Source organism: Irregularibacter muris (assembly GCF_024622505.1).
Classification (GTDB): Bacteria; Bacillota; Clostridia; order Eubacteriales; family Garciellaceae; genus Irregularibacter; species Irregularibacter muris.
Window position 1 is genome coordinate 24,848 of sequence record NZ_JANKAS010000014.1, and the last position, 13,440, is coordinate 38,287.

Sequence of the window (13,440 nt, forward strand, 5' to 3'; positions counted from 1 at the left end):
TCCTATAAGATTTGTCTAGCTTTATTTCTTTTCCCAAAATAAATATAAAACAATGAACCAATGGCAGGAACAGATAATCCAATAAGTGAAGTTTGTGGGTCTTCCATAAAGGTATTCATCATTAATCCTATAAATATTAGGGTTGTTAAAATAACAGTAATAGGATATCCAATTACTTTATAAGGTCTTTCTGCCCCTGGGAATTTTTTTCTATAAATCATAACAGCATATACTCCCAAAGTATTAAATAACATGCCGGAAAATACAACTAAAGAAGTTAACTGATCTAAATTTCTTAATAGAACCAAGGCGATAGAGAGTATGCATTGAACAATTAATGGAGCATAAGGCACTTTATGTACAGGATGTAATTTTTTAAAGCTGTCAAAGAAATGACCTTCTTGGCTCATTGCATAATACATTCTTGGGAAAGCTAGGATGCAGCCATTTAAAGATCCAAACATAGCAATCACCATTCCTATTATCACTAGTGTACTACCGGATCTACCTAATAATCTTTCCGCTGCATAAGTTCCTAAGTAGTATTCATTGTTTGCGATTAAGCTTTCAATTTCAGCAAAGGGGAGAACTCTATATATAGAATAGTTAAATAATGTATATAATGCGGTTATAGAAACTATAGAAATAATAATAGCGAGGGGTAGATTTCTCTTGGGATTTTTTACTTCCTCAGCTACAGTGTTTAAATTAGTCCATCCTTCGTAAGCCCATAAACTTGCAACTACTGCAAAGGCGATCATACTTATAATGCCGCCAAAGCTTGTAGAACCAGTCTTTGGAGTAAAGCTTAAATCGGGAGATACCCTACCCAACAAAAGTCCTAAAACCATGATGATGCCTATAGGTATAAGCTTTGCGATCATAGATAGGTTTTGTAGTTTAGAACCAAATTTAACGCCATAATAATTGACAATAGTCAATCCTATAATCAAACCTATAGCAATAATTTTAATAGTCCACTCTCCCATAGGGATAAGGCCAGTTAAGGCACTAGGAAGAGCAATGGCTAAAGCGGCAATAGAACCAGGACCACCTATTAGCCAGCTGTTAAATCCACCTAGAAAGCCAATTATAGGTGAATATGCTTTGCTTAAATATACGGTAAGTCCACCGGCACTAGGATCGGAGGCCCCTAGTTCTGCATAGCAAATGCCTCCTAATAAAGAAACTATTCCTCCAATAATCCAGCTTAGTAATGCTAATCCTAAGCTCATACGGGTTCTTACTAATACATAGGAACCTAAGTAGAATATTCCTGATCCTACCATTATTCCACCTAGAATACTAACTCCGCCAAATAGACTAATTTCTTTTTTAAAACTAGAATCTCTAGAATGTGATGCTTTAGCGGATTGATTTGTGTTGGTGAATGGATCTACTCTGTTCGCGATACTCATTTGGTCTATCCCCTTTCATAAAATTCTAAATTTAAGTAATAAAAAAACACCTAACAAGGATGTCAGGTGCGATTTTGCATAGAGCAAGGCAAAGACATTCCTCTCCTTTCCGACCCAGTGTGAGATAGCACAACATCAAAGTATCGGGCAAATACAATGATGACAGTCCTGCATCTATTGAATGCAGACCCAGCATCAGATTTTGGGATCTAATGCTTCGGCGGCGACTCCTTTCTCTATATGTCATAGGTTTCCGACCTCGATATAGATACTATTAGCAACCGCGCCTCTACCCCACCCACAAAAAGGATGAGGATTTTTATGGAATTTTTATTAAGAGCTATGATAACATAGCCAGAATATTTTGTCAAATAAAATATTGTATTGAGTATATTCATATGGATGGTGGTCTACATACTGATTTTGTAGCATGTTATTATTTATTTTTGCTCCGAATAATAAATAATGATAAAATAAATAAACATATAGAAATAAAAGACGGAGTTGAAAGTATTTTTGTAGTGGAGAGGAGAGAATTATGAACATAGGAATAATAGGTCCTCCAGATTCTGGACAAAAAATAGCTGAAATTATGGAGAAAAATTTTCCCCAATTAACTCCTAGAATATATGATGTAAGTAAAATAGAAGAAGCTTATTTAAAGGTTCGATATGCTGAGGGAGAATGTCAAGGATTAATATTTACAGGGGTAGGGGTATACTCTAAGATAATAGCAAAACTCGATCCTTCCCTTCCTTATGTATATATTCCATTTTTGGCCTCTAGTATTATGAAATCTCTTTGGGCTCTAAAGGAAAAATTTCCAGATTGTAAATCCTTTTCCATAGATACTGTAGAGGCCTCAGAGGTGGAGGATGCTCTTGAAGAGTTACACTTAAAGGATATGGAAATCCATTCGATGGAATATCATCCTCTCTATCCTGAACAAAAGTATGTAGACTTTCATATCAATATGCAGGAAAGTAAAAAAGTAGATGTCTCTATTATAGGCTTGGGATGGGTATATGAGGAAATGCACAAGAGAGGCTATCCTATAGTAAGATTATACTCTACAAAAAGTTCTATAAAAAATACCATTAGTGACTTATGCTATAAAATAAAGGCCGTTGAAGTGAAAGAATCCACTATAGCTGTACAACTTTTAAATATAAGAAGCCAACAAGATATGTCCCAATATAAGATATTAGAAACCAATTCTATATTGCAAAATAGTCTAGTGGGATATCTCAAGGAAGTCCAGGGAAGTATTTTCAGCCAACAATGGAATCAATATATCATATTCTCCAATAGAGGAGCTATTGAAAACATTCAAAATCTAGACATCCTCAAGAAAACCCTAGATTATTTAGAGAAGAAAAATATCATCGTACATGTAGGGATAGGACTAGGTAGAACGGCACACGAAAGTGAGATAAATGCTAGAAAAGCCCTAGAAATTGCCCTAAAGGAAGAAGAAAGTTGTATTTTTAAAATAGATGGCAAGAAAGTGGAAGGGCCATTATTACTAGAAAGGGAACTGAGCTATGATTTTGTAATGGATCCTTCAGAGATAGAAGAGATGGCAAAGTTAATAGATTTAAATCCCTTATATATAAAAAAAATTCAAGCCCTAAAGAAAAAACATGCTAAAGATACATTTACTAGCGAAGAATTAGGGAAGCATCTCAATGTAAGCACGAGGACCGCCAATAGAATTATCAAAAAAATAATCGATAATGATTGTGGAGAAGTAGTGGGCCTAGAAACAAATAATCCTGTAGGTAGGCCTAAGCAAATTATTAAAATAGATTTTGGATTACATTAACATATGTATTTTCATTAAGATTCCTTTTTAAGGAATCTTTTTTGTTTTTTATTAAACAAGTTATCGTTGACAGATTTTAATCCTTTTCATATAATAAGACTGCAGCTAATTAAAGACAACCAAAAGACATGTCTATAATATGAAATAGGTTGAAAGAAAGGGGTGAACCTATCTAAGAGAAAGGGGAGAATCAATATATCGTTGGCAATAAGCATTATTTTCTGTTATTTTAATGATTTTTAATTATAGAACGAACGGGTTTAATTTATTTACAAATAGAAAAGTTGGTTTTATTAGCAAGGGATCAAGCTTTTCTATTTCACTGAAGGGACCATAGCCGCCTTTCTGTGAAAACCAATTTTACTTAGGAGGAGAAGATTTTGGAGAAAAAGTTAAGTGTTTTAAAAGATTACAAATTGCATTTAGTTGCCCTAGTTGTAAGTATAATAGCTGAATTGATCGGACCCAAAAATATCCTTGTAGGGGATATAACAATCGTCTTATCCCCATTGATTTGGTCAATGCTTATTGTTTTTGCTATATATATGATAAAACCTCTTAAATTAGTTACGGAAAAAAATGCCTCAACCGCTAACTATATGATGGGTGTAGGGTTAGCATTATTAATAGCAAAATTAGGAGTTACCAGTGGTTCTTCTATGGAAGAAATCAAGCAGGCAGGACTGGCTTTAGTCCTACAAAACTTTGGGAACTTAGGGACAATACTATTGGCCTTACCCTTAGCTCTTCTTATAGGAATGAAACGTGAAGCTGTAGGCATGAGTCATTCCCTAAGTAGAGAAGCTAATGTGGGGTTAATACAGGATACCTATGGTGGAGAGTCAGCGGAATTTAGAGGGGTTATGGCCGTATATATCGTTGGTACATTACTTGGACCAATTGTAATGAGTGTCTTGGCATCCATATCTATTGCTACTGGAATTGTTAGCCCACTAGGTGCATCTATGGGGGTAGGAGCTGGAAGTGCATCAATGATGACGGCAGGTTTAGGTTCACTTATAGAGATGTATCCAGAACTAGAAGCTCAGATGACTGCATTTGCTGGACTGAGCAACTTAATTTCAAGTGTCATTGCACTTCCTTTAGGAGTATTCTTAGGATTGCCTTTAACTGAATTCCTATATGATAAACTATCAAGAATAATGAAAAGAAGAGGTGAATAGAAATGGAGAAACTTAGAGAAGATTTCAGCAATATAGTCGGTGCATTACTGCTGAGCATGCTATTTTCTATTGTATGTAATCGAGTAGGTTATGATACAGGGATCATTAAATCATTGCCAGGATTGTTGATTTTAGTAGCGATATCCCTAGCGGGTTATGTATTGTCCTATATTGTTCCTATAAAGAAGATTACAGCAGTATTGTGGGTATCATTGATTGCTATATTCCTTTCATCACCAATTTCACCTGTTTCTGAGCAAGTTATATTTCATGTGGGAAATGTTTCTTTGATGTCAGTGGTAACCCCCATTTTAGCCTATGCAGGGGTCTTAGTAGGTAAAGATTGGGGGAAATTCAGACAACTTGGATTGAAAGCTATAATTATATCCATAGTTGTAATGGCAGGTACATTCTTAGTTTCGAGTTTATTGGGAGATTTCTTCATGAAGATTTTTGGCTAGATGATCAAAGGTTTACTACACTATTTTTAAAAGAGGAGGAGTTTTTGTGAATAGTAAGGAATTAAAAGAAAAGATTATTAAAGCAATAGAGGAGAATAAAGATCTTATCATAAAGACAAGTAGAGAGATTTACTCTACACCAGAGTATGGTTATAAAGAATTTCAATCAACCAAGGCAACGGTTAAATTCCTAAAGGATCTTGGGTTAGAAGTAGAAGAAAATATAGCGGTTACAGGATGCAAGACAGTGATGAAGGGGGGGAAACCAGGGCCAAATATAGCGATATTGGGAGAGCTAGATGCAATTTCATGTGCTACACACAAGGATGCAGTGGAAACAGGAGCAGTACATGCATGTGGACATAATCATCAAGTAGCTGGAATGTTGGGAGCCGCTTTAGGCCTAGCGAAAAGCGGAATACTACAGGAATTAGCAGGAAATGTTTCGATAATCGCAACTCCTTCAGAGGAGTTTGTTGAATTAGAATATAGGGCGAAGTTAAGAGAAGAAGGTAAGATTACCTATTTTGGTGGGAAGCAAGAGCTAATCAAAAAGGGTTATTTCGATGATGTAGACATGGCAATGATGTTTCACTCTTCAGATATGGGAGAGAAAGATGCATTAGTAGGACCGGTAAGTAATGGTTTTATAGGTAAAAAAGTTAGATTCATAGGCAAAGAATCCCATGCAGGATCTGCACCAGAAGAGGGAATCAATGCTTTAAACGCAGCAATGCTGGCTATGAATAATATTCACGCCCAAAGGGAGACCTTTAAGGATTCGGATAGAGTAAGGGTTCATCCGATCATTACCAAGGGTGGAAATATAGTAAACTCCGTTCCTGATGATGTACAAATGGAATCCTATGTTAGGGCAAGGACAATAGAAGGAATGATTGATTCAAATAATAAGGTAGACAGAGCTTTAAAAGCAGGTGCTATGGCAGTAGGAGCTAAGGTTGAAATTACAAACATTCCAGGATATCTTCCAGTCTTAAATTATCCAGAGTTTAATGAATTGTTCAAAAATAACTTACTTTTCATGGGGATGCCTGAAGAGAAAATAATAAAGGGTGGAGATTTTACAGGATCCTTTGATCTAGGAGATGTATCTCATTTAATGCCAACTATTCACCCTATGATAGGGGGAGTAAAGGGAAATCTTCATACAAGAGATTTCCAAGTTATCGATGAAGATTTAGCCTATGTACTACCCGCTAAGGCCATGGCCTTAACGATTGTAGATTTATTATACAAGGATGCATCTACTGCAAAGAATATATTGGATAACTTTAAACCTGCAATGACCAAAAAAGAGTATTTAGATTTTATGGAAAGTGTAGATAAAGTAGAATCCTTCGAGGGATAAACGAGTGACATACTCCCACCGCTTAAAGAAGTGAGGGACATTTTGCAATTTGATAAAAATAAACTCGATGAAGCAGTATTGACACTTCTCTAAAACTATATTATGATTATATTTGTTTTATAAAACAGCCGAATCTTTGCTACCGAGTAAAGATCTTAAGGTGTTCTGGAACATTCCGTTAGGTCTTAGAAGGAATGTTGCGGGGCGCTTTTTGTTTTAAAGGAGGTATTTTATCATGGAAAAATCTATTTTGAAAAATTTTACAAAATATGTAAGTTTGAATGTTCTTGGAATGATAGGACTTTCTTGTTATATTCTAGCGGATACCTTTTTTATATCAAAGGCATTGGGAGCAACAGGTATTGCAGCGCTTAATTTTTCTATTCCCGTTTACAGTGTAATGCATGGTATAGGACTAATGATTGGAATTGGGGGAGCTACAAGATATAGCATAGTAAAGTCTCAACATCAAGACCAAAGAGCCAATAGCATCTTTAGCCATTGTATGGGATTAGGTCTTCTTATAGGAATGCTATTTGTCCTCATTGGTATCATTGGCCCAAAATTTTTAGCGGTAGTTTTAGGGGCAGATGCAACTACCTTACCTCTGACAAAAACCTATTTAACCACCATGTTATGCTTTGCACCATTTTTTATTATCAATAATGTCGTACTTGCTTTTGTACGCAATGACCATAATCCCAATCTACCTATGATTGCCATGTTAGTGGGGAGCTTTTCCAATATTATCTTGGACTATATCTTTATGTTTCCTCTTAAAATGGGCATGTTTGGTGCTGCCTTTGCAACGGGACTTGCACCCATTATTAGCATAAGTGTATTGAGTATTCATTTTATAAAGGGTGAGAATAACTTTAAATTTGTCCGAAGTAAAGTATATTGGTCTTCCATTTGGGACATTTTCAGCCTAGGATTATCTTCCTTTATTACTGAGGTTTCCTCTGCTGTTGTTCTTATCACCTTTAACCTAGTTATTTTAAATTTAGAGGGCAATTTAGGGGTTGCCTCCTATGGCATTATTGCCAATATAGCCCTTGTAGGAATTTCAATATTTACGGGAATTGCCCAGGGTATTCAGCCCCTAATTAGCAAAGCTTATGGAATGAGCAATAATACCGTATTGGAAAAAATAATTAAGTTTGCCCTAGTTACCTCATTGGTAATAGCCGTAGCCATATATTTCGGTGTCTTTTTTACTTCTGATGGTATTATCAGAATTTTTAATAGTGAACAAAACTTAAAGATTGCACAACTTACAAAAACAGGACTTAGGATTTACTTTATAGGCTTCTTCTTTGCAGGGATTAATATTATTATAAGTACCTATTTAAGTGCTATAGAGCAGGCAAGAAATGCATTTATTATTTCTATTTTAAGGGGATGTGTGGTTATTGTTCCCTCAGTTCTTTTGTTAAGTAGATTATGGGAAATGACTGGCATATGGTTGGCATTTGTTTTTACAGAATTAATTGTGACCATGATTGCCATTCCTATAGCAAATTCAAATAAAGAGGTAGAAATAGGAGACAAGAGGGCAGGTACCTTAGCCCATATCACTATAAAAAGTTGATCACCTGATATTCAGGTGATCAATTTTTTACTTGGGCAACAAAAGCATCTGCTGTGAGGATAATTCTGATGAAGTTATCAAAACATAAAAGGGTGGAATTGCTTAGTAAAAAGATATTTGAATGCCCAACTGGTAGGAGGATGCTACTTTAATGATTTTTGTGGTACACTATTAATAATGTAACCAGTACAACCAATTAATGTAATTAGACTATATAGATATTGAGGGATAGAAATGAAGAAAAATAAGCGCGTTATAGTGGTAGGGGGAGGAGCAGCGGGCATGATGGCTGCTATTTCTGCAAAAAGACTAGGTGCTGACGTCACAATATTAGAGAAAAATCCACGGGTAGGTAAAAAAATACTAGCTACAGGAAATGGCCGATGTAATTTCACCAATATAAATACCAATATCACTTGTTATAATGGCAATAATCCAAAATTCTCCTATAGTGCATTATCAAACTTTACAATAGATGACACCATTCATTTTTTTGAAAAATTAGGAATTTCCCATAAAGTAGAGGGACTGGGCAAGGTTTTTCCTAGGTCTGATCAGGCTTCTAGTATCCTTGATGTTCTTTTATATGAATTAAACGGGCTGGGAGTTAGTATTATTTGTGATGCTAATGTAGAAGATATCACTAAGAAAAAAGATAAATTTATCATTAGATTGGAAAATGGCATAAAACATTCCGGCGATAGGGTGATCATAACTACAGGGGGCAAAGCCATGCCCTCTAGTGGTTCTGACGGTAAGGGGTATGATTTAGCAAGGAAGTTTGGACATACTATTAGGGATGTTTTTCCTGCCCTTGTGCAATTAATGTTGGAGGGTTCATTTTTCAAGCGAATTACTGGGGTTAAATTTATAGGGACAGCAGAGCTCATTCACAAAAATAAATCCCTTATGAAAGATAGGGGAGATATCCTCTTTACCAATTATGGAATATCCGGTCCACCTATATTGCAGTTAAGTAGAAAAGCAGGAGAGCTATTAAATAAAGGCAAAGAAGCCTATTTGAAGGTAGTCATCATGGATACCATGTCAAAAGATGAGCTAAGGAAGCTTATGACCAAGCGATTTCAAGTAGGAGCCAAAAAGTCCATTGACTTTAGCCTTGTGGGGCTAATAAATAAAAAACTAATACCCATAGTATTACAGGAAGCTAATATTGAAGACATAAAGCGCCCCGTAGCCAATTTGTCCAATAAAGAAAAAGAAAGAATCATCGACATTCTAAGTGATTGGCGATTTAAGATTACAGGAACAAAAAGTTGGACCAGTGCACAGGTAACCGCAGGCGGTGTGGATACCAAAGAAATTAATCAAAATACCATGGAATCCAAGTTGGTGCAAGGAATCTTTTTTGCTGGTGAGATCATGGATATCGATGGTATGTGTGGGGGTTTTAATCTCCAGTGGGCTTGGTCATCGGGATTTACAGCCGGACAAGGGGCTGCACTATAGTTTTCAATGAATAATAGGAGATGATTTGATGATTCGGATTTCAAACGTGAAGATGGGATTGGATAAAGTTGTAAATTCTGATACAGAAAAGCAAGCCTTAGAAAGCATAATCCTCTCGAAATTAAAAATTAGTAAAAAAGAATTAGGTAGTTTTAAAATATTTAAGAAATCTATTGATGCTCGAAAAAAAAATAAAATTATTTTCGTATACACAGTTGATGTTAATCTTCATTATGAAGAATCTATACTTAGGAAATACGGCTCTAAAGAAATCACACAAACTCCAGATTTGTCCTATAAATGGGGGGGATTAGGAACAGAGGATATGACCCACAGGCCTGTAGTAATAGGTTTGGGCCCAGCGGGTCTTTTTGCTGGATTAATCCTGGCGAAGAAGGGTTATAACCCCATCATTCTTGAAAGAGGAGAAGATGTGGACAACAGAACCTCTAAGATCAATAAATTCTGGAAGCAACATCAATTGGACATTGAAAGCAATGTACAATTTGGTGAAGGGGGTGCAGGGACATTTTCCGACGGAAAGCTCACGACACAAATCAACGATAAAAGATGTCGTATGATATTAGAGGAATTTATAGAGATGGGGGCCCCAGAAAAAATATTATATGAGAGTAAACCTCATATAGGAACCGATATACTTAAAAGTGTAGTTAAAAACATAAGGGAAGAAATTATTGCCCATGGTGGAGAGGTGAGATTTACAGCTAAAGTAACCGATCTTATTATAAAAGATGGGAATATAGATGCCCTCATCATTAATGATAATGAAAAGCTCTCCTGTCAGGTGGTTTTGCTAGCAATTGGTCATAGTGCGCGGGACACTTTTGAGATGCTGCATAATAAAGGTATGGTTATGACCCAGAAACCTTTTTCCATAGGTGTTCGCATTGAGCACCCTCAAGATATGCTGGATAAAGCACAATACGGTGAATTTGCCAAGCATCCGGGATTGGGAGCTGCTGATTATAAACTTTCCTATCATTCCAAAAAAAATGGAAGGTCAGCCTATACATTTTGTATGTGTCCGGGAGGATATGTAGTGGCTGCTGCCTCAGAGGAAAGAGGCATTGTAACTAATGGTATGAGTGAATATAAAAGGGATGGGGCAAATGCCAATTCAGCGCTGCTAGTAGGGGTTAAACCATCAGATTTTCAAAGTGATCATCCTTTGGCAGGTATTGATTTTCAGAGGAAGTGGGAAGGCCTAGCTTTTAAGATTGGTGGAGAAAATTATCGAGCTCCAGCTCAGTTGACGGGGGATTTTCTTGCCAATCGACCTAGCAATAAATGGGGGAGTGTGCAGCCTACCTATAAACCAGGGGTTACTTTTGCCCAGCTAAAAGATTGCTTACCTGATTATGTGATAGAAACACTTAAAGAAGCCATCATGCATTTTAATACAAAAATCAAAGGCTTTGCCATGCCAGATAGTATTTTAACAGGGGTTGAAACGAGAAGTTCTTCGCCCATTAGAATAAATCGAGATGAAGATTATCTATCCAATATAGGGGGTATCTACCCTGTGGGAGAAGGAGCAGGATATGCTGGTGGAATAATGTCCTCTGCAGTTGATGGATTTAAAATAGCAGAAAAAATTATGGAAAAATATGCGCCTCTAAAGCAGAAGTAAAACCCATGACCTATTTCACCATAGGAGAGCATCCTATGACTTCGGTACCTCCTGTTCTATGAACTACTTAAGACACTAGGCTATAGAGAAGGATTGTCATAGGTGTGTGGATCTTTGGAGGAAAACTATGATATCATTAAAGGTAAATCATCAGAATAGAGGGGTGCTTGCATGCAAAATATCCTTTTGATTTTATTGTTACAATTGGTCTATGTGCCTATCTTGACCTTGCGAACAATATTTCTTGTAAAAAACATGACCTTGATTGCCGCTGCTTTTGGCTTCATAGAGTCATTAATCTATGTATTTGGCTTATCCCTTGTGTTTAATGGGGAACAAGAAACAGTGGCACTAATTGTCTATGCTCTAGGGTTTGGTATAGGGATGATGATCGGAGGAGCCATTGAAAATAAGCTTGCCATTGGATATAACAATCTTATGGTAAATTTAATGGAAAAAAATATGGAATTGATTAACTATCTAAGAAATGAAGGTTTTGGTGTGACGGTATATGAGGGAGAAGGGCGAGATAGTAAACGGTATCGACTAGATATTCTTACCAAAAGGAGCAGAGAAGAGGAGCTTATACAGATTATAGAAGAATATGAACCCAAAGCCTTTATTATTTCCTATGAGGCACGAAGATTTAAGGGTGGGTTTTTAGTGAATTCCATGAAAAAAATGAAAAGCAAAAATGAATAAAAGTGAGGATTGCTATTGTCCCTATCCTATAAGATCTCCCTATGTAGAAATAGGGAGATCTTATAGGATAGGGAATTTTCTTTTAGTAGGCTCTTATTAAATAAATGAATGCTTAAAATGAAAAACAAGGGATTTTTAGAAGAGTAGTTGAATTATTAAATCATTAAGGATAATCTATAATCATGAATACTCAAATAGAGGAGGTACAAATGAAACTTTCTGAAATTATGAAGGAGAAGACAAGTAAAAGTTTTGATTTGACCTTGAATTCAGGCATGTATATACAAGAAATAAGCAAAGAGGAGATAAACCTTTGTTCCCAGGAAAGTATTGGCATAGTAAAGGATAGCGGGGAAATCATTGGAGAGATAAACACAGAACAGCTAAAGTTCATCAAATCAAATTATGATAAATGGAATACTTCTATGATTCTGAATAATATTGAAGAGGCTGTAATTGCTCTTGATAAGACAGGAAGAATTTTTTATGCCAATAAGATGTATTCAGTAATACTGGGAGTGCCAAGAGCAAAGGTGTTGGGAAAATTTATACAGGAGATTGAAGCCGATGCAAGTATAATAAATGTTCTCAAAACGGGGAAGCCCCTATTCAGGAACAATCAGAGAATAAAATCTGTAGATAAGTATGTTTCTGTAAAGATTTATCCCTTTTATGAGGAGGGGGAAATAAGCGGAGCTTACTCTATATTTAATGACATAACGGAAATACAAAACTTGAATCGTGAAGTAACAAGAATAAATAACGTGGCGGATGAATATTCAAGACAAAATAGAGCCCATCAAGAATTAAGAAAACTAAATGTTATTGGAGAAGACAGACACTATTTAGATCTCATTTCAAAAGCAATGGTGGCGGCACCCACAGATGTATCTGTACTGATTAGGGGAGAGAATGGAGTAGGAAAAGAAATCTTTGCTAAGCTAATACATAAGAATAGTCTAAGAAAAGATAAGCCTTTAATCAGTGTAAACTGTGCTGCAATACCTGAAAATCTCATAGAAAGTGAACTCTTCGGGTACGAAGAGGGAGCATTTACTGGAGCATCTAAAAAGGGAAAAGTAGGCAAGTTCAAACTGGCAGATGGAGGGACACTTTTTCTTGATGAAATAGGAGATATGCCCCTGATATTGCAGTCAAAACTATTAAGAGTTCTTCAGGAAGGGGAAATTGAACCAATAGGCGGAAAGAAATCTATAAAAGTGGATGTAAGAATAATCGCTGCCACAAATCAGCCCTTAGAGAAGATGATAGAGAAAAGACAATTTAGACAGGATCTTTACTACCGATTGAATGCCATCACCTTTTTTGTGCCTGCACTTCACGATAGAGGAAATGATGTAATCCTTCTTGCAAATTTCTTTCTTAATAAATTCAACGAAGAATATGCAAAAGACCTGGTTTTATCCAGGGAAGTATATGAACTTTTCCTAGACTATCAATGGCCAGGAAACGTTCGAGAACTCATCAATTGCTTGAAGTTTTCAGTTATTCTATGTAGTAGAAATAGGATTACTATGGAAGACCTTCCACCAAATATCCGAAACTATAAGCAAATAGATAATCCTAATATGCATGGGAAAACTTCATCCCAAGAAATCTCAGAGATGAACCTAAAGGAAAGACTGAAGCAGTATGAGAAACAAATTATTCTGGATACTCTAAAAATATGTGATGGAAATAAGCAGAAAACCACTGAAAGATTAGGAATAAGTAAAAGAACTCTATATCGTAAACTGGAAGAGTGAAAA

General features: G+C 36.1%; 10 protein-coding genes and 1 riboswitch. Of the genes, 9 read left to right on the forward strand and 1 reads right to left on the reverse strand.

From position 1 onward, the window contains the following. Positions 1–2 precede the first annotated feature (2 nt). Entirely contained in the window at positions 3–1,418 is a 1,416-nt protein-coding gene (locus NSA47_RS12685; protein ID WP_257532552.1) for an APC family permease, read from the reverse strand. Positions 1,419–1,535: 117 nt separating this feature from the next. Then, positions 1,536–1,718, reverse strand: a riboswitch (Lysine riboswitch). Between the two features lie 238 nt (positions 1,719–1,956). Between NSA47_RS12685 and NSA47_RS12690 the strand changes: the two genes are divergently transcribed. The 9 genes from NSA47_RS12690 to NSA47_RS12730 all read left to right on the forward strand — a co-directional run bounded on the left by NSA47_RS12690 (position 1,957) and on the right by NSA47_RS12730 (position 13,437). Further along, complete coding sequence (locus NSA47_RS12690) at positions 1,957–3,243, forward strand: HTH domain-containing protein (protein WP_257532553.1); 1,287 nt, start codon at positions 1,957–1,959, stop codon at positions 3,241–3,243. Between the two features lie 380 nt (positions 3,244–3,623). Further along, positions 3,624–4,427, forward strand: coding sequence for a DUF3100 domain-containing protein (locus NSA47_RS12695; protein ID WP_257532554.1), 804 nt, complete (start codon positions 3,624–3,626; stop codon positions 4,425–4,427). Positions 4,428–4,429: 2 nt separating this feature from the next. Continuing rightward, complete coding sequence (locus NSA47_RS12700) at positions 4,430–4,888, forward strand: hypothetical protein (RefSeq protein WP_257532555.1); 459 nt, start codon at positions 4,430–4,432, stop codon at positions 4,886–4,888. Positions 4,889–4,934: 46 nt separating this feature from the next. Then, positions 4,935–6,257 (forward strand): amidohydrolase, encoded by a 1,323-nt coding sequence (locus NSA47_RS12705; RefSeq protein WP_257532556.1) that lies wholly within the window; start codon positions 4,935–4,937, stop codon positions 6,255–6,257. 235 nt (positions 6,258–6,492) lie between these two features. After that, positions 6,493–7,848, forward strand: coding sequence for an MATE family efflux transporter (locus tag NSA47_RS12710; protein ID WP_257532557.1), 1,356 nt, complete (start codon positions 6,493–6,495; stop codon positions 7,846–7,848). Between the two features lie 234 nt (positions 7,849–8,082). Then, positions 8,083–9,318 carry a BaiN/RdsA family NAD(P)/FAD-dependent oxidoreductase gene (locus tag NSA47_RS12715; protein ID WP_257532558.1) on the forward strand — a complete coding sequence of 412 codons (1,236 nt, stop codon included), beginning with the start codon at positions 8,083–8,085 and terminating at the stop codon, positions 9,316–9,318. Between the two features lie 28 nt (positions 9,319–9,346). Next, positions 9,347–10,969: an NAD(P)/FAD-dependent oxidoreductase gene (locus tag NSA47_RS12720; RefSeq protein WP_257532559.1), complete on the forward strand. Its 1,623-nt coding sequence runs from the start codon at positions 9,347–9,349 to the stop codon at positions 10,967–10,969. Positions 10,970–11,140: 171 nt separating this feature from the next. Beyond that, the gene (locus NSA47_RS12725) at positions 11,141–11,671 is read left to right on the forward strand and encodes a DUF5698 domain-containing protein (RefSeq protein WP_257532560.1); all 531 of its coding nucleotides are present in this window, start codon (positions 11,141–11,143) and stop codon (positions 11,669–11,671) included. 209 nt (positions 11,672–11,880) lie between these two features. After that, positions 11,881–13,437: a sigma-54 interaction domain-containing protein gene (locus NSA47_RS12730; protein ID WP_257532561.1), complete on the forward strand. Its 1,557-nt coding sequence runs from the start codon at positions 11,881–11,883 to the stop codon at positions 13,435–13,437. Positions 13,438–13,440 lie beyond the last annotated feature (3 nt).